We start from the raw sequence: 14,891 nt of genomic DNA on the forward strand, positions 1-14,891 counted from the left end.
CCCACCGGGTTTCGGTAGGCGACGACCGTTGGTCGTCGCTCCTTTTTCAGGGGCGCAGTTCGACGCCGATGGCTTCGGCGGCATCACGCGCGATGGCGCGCGCTTCGTCGATGGTTTCCGCGCGCGCCAGGGTCACGCCCACGCGGCGGTGGCCATGCACGCTCGGCTTGCCGAACAGGCGCACGGCGGTGTCCGGCACCTGCAGTGCGGCGGCGACGTTGTTGAAGTACGGCACACCCTCGCCGTGGGCCAACAGCGCGCACGATGCCGACGGGCCGCTCTGGCGGATCACCGGGATCGGCAGGCCGAGGATGGCGCGCGCGTGCAGCGCGAACTCGCTCAGTTCCTGCGATACCAGCGTCACCAGGCCGGTGTCGTGCGGGCGCGGCGACACTTCGCTGAACCACACCTCGTCGCCCTTCACGAACAGCTCGACGCCGAACAGGCCCCAGCCGCCGAGGTCGTCGGTGATCGCGCGCGAAATCTCTTCGGCACGCGCCAGTGCCGCGCTCGACATCGGCTGCGGCTGCCAACTTTCGCGGTAATCGCCATCCTTCTGCAGGTGCCCGATCGGCGCACAGAACGAGGTGCCACCGGCATGGCGCACGGTCAGCAGGGTGATCTCGTAATCGAAATCGATGAAGCCTTCGACGATGCAGCGGCCAGCACCGGCACGGCCACCGGTCTGCGCATAGTCCCAGGCGGGTGCGATGTCCGCCTCGCTGCGCAGGGTGCTCTGGCCCTTGCCCGAGGACGACATCACCGGCTTGACCACGCACGGCAGGCCGATGGCGGCCACGGCAGCACGGTATTCGGCTTCGGTATCAACGAAGCGGTACGGCGAGGTCGGCAGGCCCAGGGTCTCGGCGGCCAGGCGACGGATGCCTTCGCGGTCCATGGTCAGGCGCGCGGCGCGCGCGGTCGGGATCACCCGCAGGCCCTGCTCCTGTTCCAGCTGGACCAGGGTTTCGGTGTGGATGGCCTCGATCTCCGGCACCACCAGGTGCGGCTGCTCCTGTGCGATCAGCGCGCGCAGGGCCATCGCATCGAGCATGTCGATCACATGCGAGCGGTGCGCGACCTGCATGGCCGGCGCATCGGCATAACGGTCAGCGGCGATTACCTCCACGCCCAGCCGCTGCAGCTCGATGGCCACCTCCTTGCCGAGTTCGCCCGAGCCCAGCAGCAGCACGCGGGTGGCGGAGGGGGACAACGGAGTTCCAAGCTTGGCCATGGCGGTTCCAGCAGCGATGTGAAGGCGGGTGGGCATTCTAGCTGGCCGACCGCCCCGGCCACGGCATCCGACGAACGGTAGTCGACAAGTGATATCACTTTGATATCTTAATCTCGAACCCTCAAGGACGTACCGCCATGAAAGAGAAGTCGCTGTCTTCCCTCAACGGCCTCGGCACGCTGGCCGGCGCCCTGCTCGTCGCCCTCGCTGGCGCCGCCCTGTTCGTACTGGGTGTGGCAGCCAAGGCCAGCGCCGGCTCGCCCAACCTGCTGCTGATGCTGCTGGGCGCCCTGCTGGTGGCGCTGGGCGTGTTCATCCTGGCCGGCCTGTACACCATCCAGCCCAACCAGGCGGCGGTGCTGAGCCTGTTCGGCAAGTACGTGGGTACCGTGAAGGACAACGGCCTGCGCTGGAACAACCCCTTCTTTGCCAAGCGCCGGGTCAGCCAGCGCGTGCGCAACTTCGAGAGCGGCAAGCTGAAGGTCAACGAGCTGGACGGCAGCCCGATCGAGATTGCCGCGGTGATCGTCTGGCAGGTGGTCGATGCCTCCGAGGCGGTCTACAACGTGGACGACTACGAGAGCTTCGTGCACATCCAGTCCGAATCGGCGCTGCGCGCGATGGCCACCAGCTACCCCTACGACCAGCACGAGGACGGCCAGCTGGCTCTGCGCAGCCACGCCAGCGAGATTTCCCAGCACCTGAAGAACGAACTGGCCGAGCGCCTGGCCGACGCCGGCGTGCAGGTGATCGACGCGCGTATCAGCCACCTGGCCTACGCCGCCGAAATCGCCCAGGCGATGCTGCAGCGGCAGCAGGCCAACGCGGTGATCGCCGCACGCACGCGCATCGTGGCCGGTGCGGTCGGCATGGTCGAGATGGCCCTGGCCGAACTGCAGAAGAACGGCGTGGTGCAGCTGGACGAGGAACGCAAGGCGCACATGGTCAGCAACCTGCTGACCGTGCTGTGCTCGGACCGCGGCACCCAGCCGATCGTCAATGCCGGCTCGCTGTATTGAGCCACACTCGCAACGGGGTGCCCCACCGCCCCGCCAGGAGCCCCCATGAGTGAGAAGAAAGCCTACCCGCTGCGCATCAACGCCGACGTCCTGGCTGCGGCACAGCGCTGGGCTGATGACGAGCTGCGCAGCCTCAACGCGCAGATCGAATACGTGCTGCGCGACGCCCTGCGCAAGGCAGGACGCCTGCCGAAACCCACGCCATCGTCGGAGGACAAGGAATGAGCAAGCGCTGGAGCTACCAGACCATCGAGGTCAAGACGTCCCTGATGGGCCTGCACAAGGCCGAGGACATCCAGGCCGAACTCAGCCGCCAGGGCCAACTGGGCTGGGAACTGGTCAACATCATCATCCCGGCACCGATGCGCCCGGCGATGCTGGTGTTCAAGAAGGAGGCCTGAACCATGGGCGGCAGCGACCCGCAACCCTTTGACGTGGCCGAGAGCTCGCCGCTGCGCGTGCTCTGGATCGTGCTGCCACTGCTGGCTGCCTTCGTGGCCTGCCTGTATGCACAGCTGTACAAGGCACCGGCAAACGCACCCTGGATCGAAGTAACGCTGTCGCCGCCCTGGTTCCGGATGGGCGGCAGTGCGGCATGGAGCCTGATCGTCATCGCTGTACTCGCTGTCGGGCTGGGGGCCGCATTCTTTCGCCGCCGCGTGGAGCTGGCCGGCGACGTTCTGGACGTGCGCTCGACCATGTATCGGCGGCGCGTGCCGGTGGCGCAGCTGCGGCTGGACCAGGCCGAGGTGGTCGACCTGCAGCGTGACCGCCGCTATGGCATCCGTGTCAAAACCAATGGCTATTCAATGCCAGGCTTCTACTCGGGCCACTTCCGCCTGCAGGGAGGCGGCAAGGGCTTCGCCCTGGTCACCGACCGTGCGCGTGTCCTTGCCCTGCCGGTCAGTGATGGCAGCACGCTGCTGCTCAGCGTGGACCGGCCGCAGGCGCTGCTCGATGCGCTGCGCAAGGTGGCCGCGTCGGCGCCACGGCAGTAAGCTGCGGCGATGCAACGACGCACGCCCCTGCTGATCAACACCGAGGCCATCGAGCTGTGGCCCGCCCACCTGCTGCGTGCACGCAGCAACCTGGATGCACGCCTGCTGTCGCAGGCGCACTGGGTGCTGCGGCGCAAGCGTGATGGCCGCTATCTGGCGGCGGTACTGGCGCAGGGTGTGCACGCCATGGTGCCGCACCTGCCGCGCGAACCCGGGGTCGAGGAAGCATTGGCGCTGCTGGATGCCGCGGCTGCACGGCCCTTCGGCGCCAGACTGGAAGATCAGTGGCTGCCGCTGGCCGGGTTGCAGCAGCGCCTGCAGCAGCTTGGCCTGGATGCACAGCGCTATGCCGACGACAGCGGCCTGCCGCTGGAATCCGAGCCGTGCCTGCTGCACTTCGCCGGGCGCGACCGCTTCGCACGCCCGTTGTGGCTGCGCCGTGGCGCCGCGCAGGGATGGCGACGGATGCGACTGCACGCGGCACAGGATGGAATTGCGCTGGACGCCATTTCCGGCTTCCGCAGCCATGCCTACCAGTTGGGCATCTTCGAACGGAAGCTGGCGCGCGGCTTGAGCGTGGCAGAGATCCTGAAGGTGAATGCCGCACCGGGTTTCAGCGAGCACCACAGCGGCCACGCACTGGACATCGGCACACCGGGCGACGCGCCGGCCGAAGAATCGTTCGAAGCCACCGACGCGTTCGCGTGGCTGCAGGCGCATGCCGGCGGGCATGGCTTCCATCTGAGCTACCCACGCGACAACCCGCACGGGATCGTCTACGAACCGTGGCATTGGTGCTGGAGACCGGCCAACGGCTGAGCCCCTCGTGGTGAAGGCCTCGAGCAGTCCGCGCATGGCCGCGGGCAGGATGAACTTGCGGGGGCCGCCGTAAATCCATCCCTGGAGGCTTGGGCGCCGCATCCATGCGGCTTACACCCCCGCAAGCCCACCCCGCCCACGTCCCGGAATTGTTCCGCGTGCGTTCGCCACGGAATGGAACAAAAGAGCAAAGACAGAAGCGGGTCGCTGCGCTTGAAGCCTCTATAACGGATCAGCACGCGGCTGTTGGGGCCGCCTTCAAGCGAGCCGAGCACCGCAGGTCCGGCGAAGGCGAAGAGGTGCTTGCGATTCTGTAGAGCCGAGCCATGCTCGGCTGCTTTCCGCACCGTCCCTCGACGGGCCGAGGAGCGCAGGGGACCGGTGCGCAGCACCGGCTCGCGGCCGGCGGCGCGTTTCTTTTGGTTACTTTTCTTTTCGCGCGAAAAGAAAAGTAACGCCCATGAACGGTGCAGATCGCATCAGCATGGATCGAAGCAACTACGTCGACTCAGTCACCGCCTCAACGCATTGATCGCCAGCAACACCCATCCGGCCATCATGCTGGTGCCACCGATCGGCGCCATCCGCGTCGGCCACTGCCACAACGCACCGCCCACCAGGCTGCCGGAAAACAGCAGCACCCCCAGCAGCAGCACGTACAGCGCCAGGTGCGCGATCGCTCCCTGCGCGCGCGGGCCAAGCGCCACCAGTACCGCGCCATGCGCGAACGCATACAGCGCCGCCATGTTCAGATGCTGCTGCGCCAGCGGGTCGGCCACGCCGTGTGAGGCATAGGCCGACAGGCCGATCGAGGCGGCGGCCAGCAGCGCACCCAGGCAGGCCAGCAGCGAAGGCTTACGCGCGCGACGTTCGAGATTGAACATGTGGGCTCCTTGCGCAGCGCCCTTGCCGGGCGCCAGATGAAAAAAAACGCGCCGCAATGAGCGGCGCGTTTTCGTGTCCAACACTACATGGGTCAGCCGAGGCTTACTTGACGGCCCAGTAGATGTCGTAGGTCGCTTCCGGGGTGAACGACTTGTCCAGACCGTCCTTCCAGGTTTCGTACGGGCGGTCGATCACTTCCGAACCGTTGGTCACAGCCCAGGCACGCAGGCCGTTGCGGGCCACGTCCAGACCCGCCATGTGGCCGGTGTAGGCGGCATGCGCCGAACGGTGCGGAGCCACGTGCACGTACTTGACCGGAGCGCCGCCGTCGATCTTGACGGTCAGCTCTTCAGCGGTGGCACCTTCAGCACCCTTCTTCTTCACCGGCTGGGCGATGTCGAAGGCGTACTTTTCCTGACCGAAGTCAGTGGTGATGATGCGGAACGGACCGGCGGCTTCAAGGCCATTGGCCTCCATCACGCGCTTGATCCACTCCTGGTTGTCCTTGATGGACTTGGTGATCGTGTCCTGACCGCGGTCCACGTTACCGGCGTTGACGACCAGCAGGTCTTCAGCCGGCACATTGACGATGGCCAGATCGGTCAGCGGGGCTTCCGGGGTGCGGTAGTCCACGTTCGGGACGCTGGCCAGCATGTTGGCCATACGCGACAGACCCATCTTGATGTCGTCGCCGATCTGGCGGCTGACATACAGGCCTGCATAACGACCGAACAGGTCGAAGCCGTACTTCACCGAGTAGTCCTGGGTGATCTTGACGTTGCGGCCACCCTTGCCGGTCGGCTCCAGCGTGAAGGTGGTGATCTTGTCGTGACCCTTGGTGGCGTCATCGATGGCGATCGCAACACGCTTGTTCTCTTCGGCTTCGGTGATCTTCCAGGAACCGGTGCCCAGGTCCTTGGAGGTGAAGTCGAGAGTGGCACCGACGCCGGAGGCCGGGCCGGACAGCTTCAGTTCAACGGCGGGATCGCGCAGTACCAGCGGGTTCCAGTCCTTGAAGCGGCGCAGGCTGCTGACCGTGTCGTACACGATCGTCATCTTGCGGTTGGTCTCGATGCTTTCGGTGATGTGACGCTCGCCCGGCAGACATACGCCAATGATGACGAACAGGCCAGCCACGATCCCCAAGGCGATCAGGAACTCGATAATACGGGTCATTCAGAGAGTCTCCGGGGCCGATCCCACGGCCGGGTTGATTGAAGCGAAGCGCCAATCCTAGCAGGCTTCGCGGGCATTGTTTATCGGGATTGGCGCACCGGTTTCCCTGCCGGCTGCGTATTTGTATGGACAAAGAATTCGAAGGGTACCGCATACCGATACCCGTGAAGTAGGGGGCAACCCCACCCGAGGGCCATGACTGGACCTCAAGTCATTGTCCTGAATAGGTTTTCCTCAGACCAGCTGGAGTTCGAACGCCTTCAGTACGGCGCGCGTACGGTCGCGCACGCCCAGCTTGGACAGGATGTTGGACACGTGGTTCTTGATGGTGCCTTCGGCCACACCCAGCGAATTGGCGATCTCCTTGTTGGAGAAGCCACTGGCCATCAGGCGCAGGATCTCGGTCTCGCGGTCGGTCAACGGGTCCGGGCGGTCCAGGCTGACGAACTCGTTGCGCATGTGCTCCAGGCCGGACAGCAGCCGCTGGGTCACGGCCGGCTGAACCAGCGAACCGCCATCGGCCACGGTGCGGATGGCACCGACCAGCTGCGCCAGGGTCACGTCCTTGAGCAGGTAGCCCTTGGCTCCGGCCTTGAGCCCGGCCAGCACCAGCTGGTCGTCATCAAAGGTGGTGAGGATGATGGTCGGCGGCAGCTGCTCCTGGCGCGACAGCACCTGCAGCGCCTCCAGCCCGGACATCACCGGCATGCGCATGTCCATCAGCACCACGTCGGGGCGCACCTGCGGTATCAGCTCGACCGCCTGCCGGCCATCGCCGGCCTCGGCCACCACCTCGATACCGTCGTCGAGCGCCAGCAGGGAGCGGATTCCCTGCCGCACCAGGGTTTGGTCGTCGACCAGGCAGACGCGAATCATCAACGCACTCCTTCAGGAACCTTGGTAAGGGCGGCCACCAGCACCGTTGCCGGCACCGTCGCCCGCAGCCGGAAACCTTCACCGGGACGGGTTTCGACCTGCAGCTGGCCACCACATTGTTGCAGGCGCTCGCGCATGCCGCGCAAGCCATTGCCCACATTGACCATATCCGCGCCGACACCGTCGTCGCGGGCCTCCACCACCACCCGGTCGGGGGCTTCACGGTACACCTTGATCCACAGGTGGCGGGCACCGGCGTGGCGCACCGCGTTGGTGATGATCTCCTGGGTACAGCGCAGCAGCACGTGGGCCCGCTGCGGGTCCTCCACGTTCAGCGGATCCTCGATGTCCAGCTGGATGTCCAGCGAAGGCACATTCTCGGTCAGTGGGCGCAGCGCCGCGGCCAGATCGATGGCGCCGGTCTCACGCAACTGGCTGACCACCTCGCGCACGTTGCCCAGCAGCAGCTTGGCCAGGGCGTGCGAGCGCTTCACGTGGTCCAGCGCCTGGCCCTCGGCCAGATGGCCGGCCACTTCCAGGTTCAGGGTCAGCGCGGTCAGCTGATGCCCCAGAAGATCATGCAGTTCACGCGAAATGCGGGTTCGCTCATTGACCCGGGCGCTTTCGGCCAGCAGGGCGCGGGTGGCGCGCAGCTCCGAATTGAGCCTGCGCTGCTCGTCGCGGGCCTGGGTCTGCTGCCGCGCGACAAGGCTGGTCACGAAGATGAACATGGAAAAGCCGCCATACAGCAGCGATTGCATCACCGCTTCGAACAGCGGGAAGTTCAGCAGCATGTAATAGACCGGGGCCACCGCCAACTGGCTGACCAGCAGCCACAGCACGCACAGGCGCGCCGACAGCATCCACGGAATGACGCCGGCAGCCACCATCATCAGGATGCTGCCAAGGCCGGAACCACTGAGGTAGCTGACGCCCAGCGCCGAAACCGTCAGCAGCAGCAGCAGGCCGCGGTCCAGCCAGGTGGTGTGACTGTCGCTGTCGCTGCGCAGCAGGCGGGTCAGCCAGTAGTACGCCGCGCCGAAGGACAGGTAGGCGACGAACAGCAGGATCGCCCAGCTGCCCATATCGCTGCGGCTGTGCAGGTTCTCGAACTGCGAGTACGCCAGTGGCAGGCCGACCATGACCCAGGTAAACAGGCCGGCCAGACGGAGGACGCGGGTATGGCTGAGGACTCCCAACATGCCAGCACTCTACGGGCCCGGCCTGCGTCGCGCACTCCCACGGAAGTCATGCATCTGCGGTCCCCTGTTCATGCCGCAGCCCACCCCGGGCATGCAATAATCGTGCGCAGGGTCCAATTTGACGGACCAACCGCGTTACCCCACGGAGTCACAATGTCGATTGTCATCCGCGACGTGCGCGAGCACGAGCTCGATTCCGTCCTGGCTTTGAACAACAACGCTGGCCTGGCCATCCTTCCCCTGGATGCGGCCCGCCTGCGCCTGTTCTATGAAACCGCTGAGTATTTCCGCGTCGCCGAGCGCGACGGCAACCTGGCCGGCTTCCTGATCGGCTTCGGCAGCGACAGCCAGCACGACAGCAGCAACTTCGCCTGGTTCAAGCAGCAGCTGGACACCCCGTTCTTCTATATCGACCGCATCGTGGTCGCCAGCCGCCGTCGTGGCGGTGGCGTCGGCCGTGCGTTCTATGCCGACGCGCAGAGCTTCGCCGAGCTGCGCTACCCGCAGATGACCTGCGAAGTCTTCCTCGACCATGGTGCCGATGCCGCCCTGCTCTTCCACGGCAGCTTCGGCTTCCGCGAGCTGGGCCAGAACACCATGCCGCAGGTCGATGTGCGCGCCAGCATGCTGGCCAAGGAACTGTGCAGCTACCCGTGGGTCCTGGAGACCTACGGCGGCAAGCTGCCGGATGTGGCATGGACACGTGCCCGGCATCTGCCGGCGCAGGCACAGCGGCCGACGGGGACCTGAGCGTGGCGGTGAATTTCGATTACGAACAGGCCGGTGAACTGAAGATCGGCCAGGTGGGCATCGCCAACCTGCGCATCCGTACCCTTGATGTCGAACGCCTCGTGCAGGAAATGCGCGAACGCGTCACCCGTGCGCCGAAGCTGTTCGGCCGCGCCGCGGTGATCCTCGACTTCGGCGGCCTGAGCCAGGTGCCGGACGTGGCCACCGCGCAGGCGCTGGTCGATGGCCTGCGCAGCGCCGGCGTGCTGCCGGTGGCGCTGGCCTATGGCACCAGCGCGGTCGACCTGCTCTCGCAGCAGCTCGGGCTCCCGCTGCTGGCCAAGTTCCGCGCCCAGTACGAGCGTGCCGAGGCCGAACCGGCCCCGCCGCCGCCCGCGCCGGAACCGCGTCGCGCGGCCCGTGCCGAACCGAAGCCGGCGCCGGCCACGCCGGTGGCCAAGGTCGCCGACGCTGCCGCACCGCAGCCGGGCCGCATGCAGCTGGGCAACGTGCGTTCGGGCCAGCAGCTGTACGCTGAAAACTGCGACCTGACCGTGATGGCCACCGTCGGAGCCGGCGCCGAAGTCATCGCCGACGGCAGCATCCATATCTACGGCACCCTGCGCGGCCGCGCGCTGGCAGGGGCCCAGGGCAACACCGCGGCACGCATTTTCTGCCGTGATTTCCATGCGGAACTGGTGGCCATTGCAGGCCACTACAAGGTACTGGACGATGTCCCGGACAACCTGCGCGGCAAGGCCGTGCAGGTGTGGCTGGAACAGGACCAGATCAAGATCGCTGCGCTGGACTGACGCAGCCCCAAACTCATGCAGAACCAGGAGAAGTCCTTTGGCTGAAATCATCGTAGTCACCTCCGGCAAGGGCGGCGTCGGCAAGACCACTTCCAGCGCGAGCCTGGCCTGCGGCCTGGCACGGCGCGGCAAGAAGGTGGCGGTGATCGACTTCGACGTCGGCCTGCGCAACCTCGACCTCATCATGGGCTGCGAACGCCGCGTGGTGTACGACTTCGTCAACGTCGTGCACGGCGAAGCGACCCTCAAGCAGGCCCTGATCAAGGACAAGCGCTTCGAGAACCTGTACGTGCTGGCCGCCTCGCAGACCCGCGACAAGGACGCACTGACCCAGGAAGGCGTGGGCAAGGTCCTGAAGGACCTGGCCGCCGACGGCTTCGATTACATCATCTGCGACTCCCCGGCCGGCATCGAGAAGGGCGCCTTCCTGGCGATGTACTTCGCCGACCGCGCCGTGGTGGTGGTGAACCCGGAAGTGTCGTCGGTGCGCGACTCGGACCGCATCATCGGCCTGCTCGATTCGAAGACCCACAAGGCCGAGTCCGGCCAGGACGTGCCGGCCTTCCTGCTGCTGACCCGCTACACCCCGCTGCGCGTGGAAAGCGGCGAGATGCTCAGCATCGCCGACGTCGAGGAAGTGCTCGGCCTGAAGGCGATCGGCGTGATCCCCGAGTCGGGTGACGTGCTCAACGCCTCCAACAAGGGCGAGCCGGTCATCCTGGATGTCGAGTCCGCTGCCGGCCAGGCCTACGACGACGCCGTCGCGCGCATCCTCGGCGAAGAGCGCCCGATGCGCTTCACCAACGTCGAGAAGAAGGGCTTCTTCAGCAAGCTGTTCGGAGGGTAAGCATGGGCCTGTTTGATTTCCTCAAAGCGAAGAAGACCACCGCCGAAACCGCCAAGAACCGCCTGCAGATCATCATCGCGCAGGAACGCAGCAACCGCGGCGGCCCGGACTACCTGCCGCTGCTGCAGCGCGAGCTGCTGGAAGTGATCAAGAAGTACGTGAACATCGACGTCGACGCGGTGAAGGTCGACCTGGTGAAGGATGGCCAGCACGACGTGCTGGACATCTCCGTGGCGCTGCCTGAAGGCCCGGACAAACCCTGATCTCCTGCCCCGCCCGTGCCTGCATGGGCGGGGCTGCCTGACCCGCATGACCGATACGACAACCGCCGTGGACATCACCTGCGTGGGCGACATCGCCTTCGCCGATGCGCAGTGCCTGCTCGCCGCGCATGGCCTGCAGCTGCACCACGTCGCGGCCGGTGAACCGATTCCCGGCAGCTACTGGGGCGAGCCCGAGGCCGGCATCATCGCCAGCAACGTGTATGTGCGCGACGACACCCCCGTGCATTCGATGCTGCACGAAGCCTGCCACCTGATCGTGCTGCCGCCGGAGCGGCGTGCGCAGGTGCATACCGACGCCACCGACTCGGTGGCCGAGGAAGATGCCACCTGCTACCTGCAGATCGTGCTGGCCGGGCAGCTGCCTGGTGTTGGCAGTGCGCGGTTGATGGCCGACATGGATGCCTGGGGGTATACGTATCGGCTGGGGTCGACACAGGCGTGGTTCGAGCAGGACGCCGAAGACGCGAAGGCGTGGTTGATCGAACGCGGATTGCCGGTGGCGTGAAGCCGGTAGTGCCGGCCGCTGGCCGGCACTACCCCATCACCCCTGCCCGGCCAGCGCGCGCAGGGTGATGCCAACGATGTAGGCCAGGTAGGTGCCGGTGGCATAGCCCATCGTACCCAGCAGCACGCCCACCGGCGCCAACGCCGGATGGAATGCGGCCGCCACCACCGGCGCCGAGGCCGGGCCGCCGATGTTCGACTGCGAACCGATCGCGAAATAGAAGAACGGCACCTTCAGCAGCTTGCCCAGGCACCACAACAGCACGATGTGCACGGCAATCCAGATCAGGCCGAGCAGGAACAGCCACGGGCGGTCCAGCAGCGCCAGCAGATCCATCTGCATGCCGATGCAGGCAATCAGGAAGTACAGCAGTAGCGAGCCCAGCCGCGAGGCGCCCGCGCCTTCCAGCGTGCGTGCACGGGTGAAGCTCAGGCTCAGGCCCAGCGTGGTCGACAACACCACTACCCACACGAACGGCGCGTCCAGGCTGAACTGCGAGGCCCAGCTGACATTGGCCTTGAACCATGCCGCCAGCGGCGCACCGATCGCGTGCGACAGACCCACGCCGCCGAAAGCCACCGCCACGATCAGCATCAGGTCGGTGAGGCTGGGAATGCGCTCGTGCTCGGCCTGGAAGCGCGCGATGCGCTCCTTCAGTTCATCGATGGCCGAAGTATCGGCGCCACTGCGCGCATCGATCTTCGCTGCGCGCCCGGCCAGGAAGATCAGTGCCGCCATCCATACATAACCCACGCCGACATCGACCACCGCGAACTGGCCGAACGTGGTGGCGTTGACATCGAATACTTCGCGCATCGCCAGCATGTTGGCACCGCCGCCGATCCAGCTGCCCGCCAACGCGGCCATGCCGGCCCAGGTATCACCGGCCACGGTTTCCGGATGCAGCGCGCGCATCACCAGGAAGGCCACCACCGCACCGAGCATGATGCTGGCCGAGGCACCCAGGTACATCAGCACCAGCTTCGGGCCCAGCCGCAGGATGCCCTTGATGTCCACCGCCAGGGTCAGCAGGATCAGCGCTGCCGGCAGCAGGATGTCGCGTGCGATCGGGTTGTAGAGCTTGGTGTTCTGGCCATCGATCAGGCCGACGGTGTTGTAGATGCCGGGAATCAGGTAGCACAGCAGCAGCGCTGGCACGAAGGTGTAGAAGCGCTTCCACAGGCCCTGCTCGCGCGAGGCGGTCCAGAACACGGCGCCCAGGGTGGCGGCGATCAAACCGAAGACGACGATGTCGTTCTGGATCATGCAGGTGCTCTGGGTAGTGCCGGCCGCTGGCCGGCAATCCGGTATGGGTGGGAAGCAGCATGTGGTTGCCGGCCAGCGGCCGGCACTACCAGTAAACAAAAGCGCCGCCCCGAAGGGCGGCGCTGCAGTCATCAGTTGCCGATGTGCTGCTTCAGCCAGGCATTGACGGTGTCATGCCACAGGATGCTGTTGTTCGGCTTCAGCACCCAGTGGTTTTCATCCGGGAAATACAGGAACTTCGATTCGATGCCCTGGCGCTGGGCAGCGGTGAACGCGGCCAGGCCCTGCTCGACCGGAATGCGGAAGTCCTGCTGGCCGTGGATGACCAGGATCGGCTTCTTCCAGTCCGCCACGTGGTTGACCGGGTTGAACTTCTCGTAGTTCGCGGCCTTCTGGTACGGCGTACCGCCCTGCTCCCACTCGGTGAACCACAGCTCTTCGGTGGCGTAGCCCATCATGCGCTGGTCGAACACGCCATCGTGGTTGACCAGGCACTTGAACGGGCTGTTCCAGTTGCCGGCGATCCAGTTGACCATGAAGCCGCCGTAGCTGGCGCCCAGCGCACAGGCCTTGTCACCGTTGAGGAAGGAATACTTCTTCAGCGCCGCGTCCCAGCCTTTCTGCAGGTCTTCCAGCGGGCGGTCGCCCCAGTGCTGGCTGATCGCATCGGTGAAGGCCTGGCCGTAGCCGGTGGAACCGTGGAAGTCGATCATCACCACGGCGTAGCCCTGGCCCGCGTAGGTCTGCGGGTTCCAGCGGTAGCTCCAGCCGTTGCCGAAGCTGCCCTGCGGGCCGCCGTGGATCAGGAACGCGACCGGGTACGACTTGCCTTCCTGGTAGTTGTGCGGCTTGACCACATAGCCATGCACGGTGTCGTTGTTCCAGCCCTTGAATTCGAACTGCTCGTAGTCGCCGAAACTGACGTCCTTCAGCACGTCACCGGCGGCGGGGGTCAGCGCGCGCAGCTCGCCGATGGCTTCGCCCGCGGCCGGCAGCAGGCCGACCAGCACCTGGTCGTTGCTCTTCAGGCTGTTGCGGGTGATCGCCACGCTGTTGCCGGCCACATCCACCGAGGTCACGCTGCCGTCGCCGATCAGCTTGGTGGCCTTGCCGCTGGCCACGTCGATCTGGAACAGCGGGTGTTCGCCGAGGTCATCGGCGGTGGTGTAGATGCTGGCGCCGTCGGCGGACAGGGTGATGCCGCCAGCCGAGCGATCCCACTGCGGGGCAATCTCGCGGGTCTTGCCGCTGGCCAGGTCCATCGCCATCAGGCCGAAGCGATCGGCTTCGAAGCCCGGGCGCTTCATCGCACGGTAGAACAGGGTCTTGCCGTCGGCACTGAACACCGGGCCGGCATCCCAGGCCGGGTTGGAGGCGGTCAGGTTGACCGGCGCCTGCTTGCCCGCAGCGTCGAAACGGTACAGGTCGAAGTTGGTCGACCACGGCTCCTGCTTGCCGGCCACGCGGATGCTGGCCACCACGCTGGCGCCGTCCGGCGACCACGCGAAGTCATCATTGCCGCCGAACGGCTTGGACGGCGCATCGCCATCGATGGTCGCGCTCAGCGCCGAGGCGCCCTTGACCGCACCGGCCTTGGCTGCCGGCAGCGGAGCGACGAACAGGGTGTTGCGGCGGCCGTCGTTCCAGGTGTCCCAGTGGCGCACGAACAGCGAATCGAAGACCTTGCCGCTGGCCTTGGCGCCAGCCACGTCCTTCAGCTTCTTTTCGGTGCAGGCCAGGTCCGAGGCACAGGCCTGGAACACGCCGGCGCTGAACAGCACGCGGTCGTCCTGCGGCGACACGTGGTAGCTGTCCACGTCGACCGGGAAGTCGGTCAGCTGGCGCGGAGCACCGCCGCTGATCGGCTGCGCGTACAGCTGCTGGCTGCCGTTCTTGGCGCTGAGGAAGTACACGGTCTGGCCATCGGCCGACAGCGAAGCGGAATTGACGTTCCAGCCGGCCGGGGTGATCTGCTTCGGCGGCGCCGCATCGCGGGTGCGCAGGTTGCGTGCGAACAGCGCGGTGGAGGCCTTCAGGTTGGCGTCCACGCTGCGCTTGGCGAACACCACGGTGCCGCCGTCAGCGGTCAGTACCGGTGCGGAGACGCGGTCCATGGCCACCATGTCGCGGACTTCCAGGCCACGGGCAGCGGCAACGCTGGGCAGGGCAGCCAGCAGGCTTAGTGGCAGCAGGGCATGACGCAGTTTCATCGGGGTCTCCGCAGGACGGCAAAAAACCG

17 protein-coding genes are annotated in these 14,891 nt (G+C 66.1%); 10 read left to right on the forward strand and 7 right to left on the reverse strand.

From position 1 onward, the window contains the following. Positions 1-46: 46 nt before the first annotated feature. Positions 47-1,234 (reverse strand): formate-dependent phosphoribosylglycinamide formyltransferase, encoded by a 1,188-nt coding sequence (gene purT, locus AC13GF_RS01555; protein ID WP_065183122.1) that lies wholly within the window; start codon positions 1,232-1,234, stop codon positions 47-49. 137 nt (positions 1,235-1,371) lie between these two features. On the opposite strand from purT, the gene AC13GF_RS01560 reads away from it, so the two are divergent. The 5 genes from AC13GF_RS01560 to AC13GF_RS01580 are packed head-to-tail and all read left to right on the forward strand — an operon-like array spanning position 1,372 to position 4,070. After that, entirely contained in the window at positions 1,372-2,253 is an 882-nt protein-coding gene (locus AC13GF_RS01560) for an SPFH domain-containing protein (RefSeq protein ID WP_024956284.1), read from the forward strand. Between the two features lie 45 nt (positions 2,254-2,298). Beyond that, a complete protein-coding gene (locus AC13GF_RS01565; RefSeq protein WP_005415691.1) occupies positions 2,299-2,478 on the forward strand; it encodes a type II toxin-antitoxin system antitoxin in 180 nt (59 codons plus the stop codon). Further along, positions 2,475-2,654, forward strand: coding sequence for a DUF4177 domain-containing protein (locus AC13GF_RS01570; protein WP_126927902.1), 180 nt, complete (start codon positions 2,475-2,477; stop codon positions 2,652-2,654). The genes AC13GF_RS01565 and AC13GF_RS01570 overlap by 4 nt, the downstream gene beginning before the upstream one ends. A 3-nt stretch (positions 2,655-2,657) precedes the next feature. Continuing rightward, the gene (locus AC13GF_RS01575; protein ID WP_483002914.1) at positions 2,658-3,251 is read left to right on the forward strand and encodes a PH domain-containing protein; all 594 of its coding nucleotides are present in this window, start codon (positions 2,658-2,660) and stop codon (positions 3,249-3,251) included. Between the two features lie 9 nt (positions 3,252-3,260). After that, positions 3,261-4,070, forward strand: coding sequence for a M15 family metallopeptidase (locus tag AC13GF_RS01580; protein WP_483002916.1), 810 nt, complete (start codon positions 3,261-3,263; stop codon positions 4,068-4,070). Between the two features lie 512 nt (positions 4,071-4,582). Here AC13GF_RS01580 and AC13GF_RS01585 read toward each other — a convergent pair. The 4 genes from AC13GF_RS01585 to AC13GF_RS01600 all read right to left on the reverse strand — a co-directional run bounded on the left by AC13GF_RS01585 (position 4,583) and on the right by AC13GF_RS01600 (position 8,209). Next, on the reverse strand, positions 4,583-4,954 hold the full coding sequence (locus AC13GF_RS01585) for a DUF423 domain-containing protein (RefSeq protein ID WP_019659313.1): 372 nt from the start codon (positions 4,952-4,954) through the stop codon (positions 4,583-4,585). A gap of 103 nt (positions 4,955-5,057) precedes the next feature. Then, the gene (locus AC13GF_RS01590; RefSeq protein WP_126927899.1) at positions 5,058-6,131 is read right to left on the reverse strand and encodes a polyketide cyclase; all 1,074 of its coding nucleotides are present in this window, start codon (positions 6,129-6,131) and stop codon (positions 5,058-5,060) included. A gap of 234 nt (positions 6,132-6,365) precedes the next feature. Further along, positions 6,366-7,007, reverse strand: a complete 642-nt coding sequence (locus AC13GF_RS01595; RefSeq protein ID WP_006424175.1) for a response regulator — start codon at positions 7,005-7,007, stop codon at positions 6,366-6,368. Next, entirely contained in the window at positions 7,007-8,209 is a 1,203-nt protein-coding gene (locus AC13GF_RS01600) for a sensor histidine kinase (protein WP_126927898.1), read from the reverse strand. Before AC13GF_RS01600 ends, AC13GF_RS01595 begins: the two co-directional genes overlap by 1 nt. A 153-nt stretch (positions 8,210-8,362) precedes the next feature. Between AC13GF_RS01600 and AC13GF_RS01605 the strand changes: the two genes are divergently transcribed. Genes AC13GF_RS01605 through AC13GF_RS01625 form a run of 5 tightly spaced genes read left to right on the forward strand, consistent with a single transcriptional unit; the run spans position 8,363 to position 11,386 of the window. Next, positions 8,363-8,959, forward strand: a complete 597-nt coding sequence (locus AC13GF_RS01605) for a GNAT family N-acetyltransferase (protein WP_126927897.1) — start codon at positions 8,363-8,365, stop codon at positions 8,957-8,959. Continuing rightward, positions 8,905-9,750, forward strand: coding sequence for a septum site-determining protein MinC (gene minC / locus AC13GF_RS01610; RefSeq protein ID WP_483002918.1), 846 nt, complete (start codon positions 8,905-8,907; stop codon positions 9,748-9,750). The genes AC13GF_RS01605 and minC overlap by 55 nt, the downstream gene beginning before the upstream one ends. A gap of 37 nt (positions 9,751-9,787) precedes the next feature. Next, positions 9,788-10,597 (forward strand): septum site-determining protein MinD, encoded by an 810-nt coding sequence (minD, locus tag AC13GF_RS01615; protein WP_010483375.1) that lies wholly within the window; start codon positions 9,788-9,790, stop codon positions 10,595-10,597. Between the two features lie 2 nt (positions 10,598-10,599). Further along, on the forward strand, positions 10,600-10,860 hold the full coding sequence (gene minE, locus AC13GF_RS01620) for a cell division topological specificity factor MinE (protein WP_004148073.1): 261 nt from the start codon (positions 10,600-10,602) through the stop codon (positions 10,858-10,860). A 46-nt stretch (positions 10,861-10,906) separates the two neighbouring features. Next, the gene (locus tag AC13GF_RS01625) at positions 10,907-11,386 is read left to right on the forward strand and encodes a hypothetical protein (RefSeq protein ID WP_049422782.1); all 480 of its coding nucleotides are present in this window, start codon (positions 10,907-10,909) and stop codon (positions 11,384-11,386) included. A gap of 36 nt (positions 11,387-11,422) precedes the next feature. On the opposite strand, the gene AC13GF_RS01630 is transcribed toward AC13GF_RS01625, so the two are convergent. Together AC13GF_RS01630 and AC13GF_RS01635 are read right to left on the reverse strand one after the other, a co-directional pair. Continuing rightward, on the reverse strand, positions 11,423-12,652 hold the full coding sequence (locus AC13GF_RS01630) for a DUF819 family protein (RefSeq protein ID WP_126927895.1): 1,230 nt from the start codon (positions 12,650-12,652) through the stop codon (positions 11,423-11,425). Positions 12,653-12,783: 131 nt separating this feature from the next. Further along, entirely contained in the window at positions 12,784-14,862 is a 2,079-nt protein-coding gene (locus tag AC13GF_RS01635) for a S9 family peptidase (RefSeq protein WP_483002920.1), read from the reverse strand. Between the last annotated feature and the right edge of the window lie 29 nt (positions 14,863-14,891).

This window comes from Stenotrophomonas sp. 22LJNL06-5-1 (genome assembly GCF_056861455.1).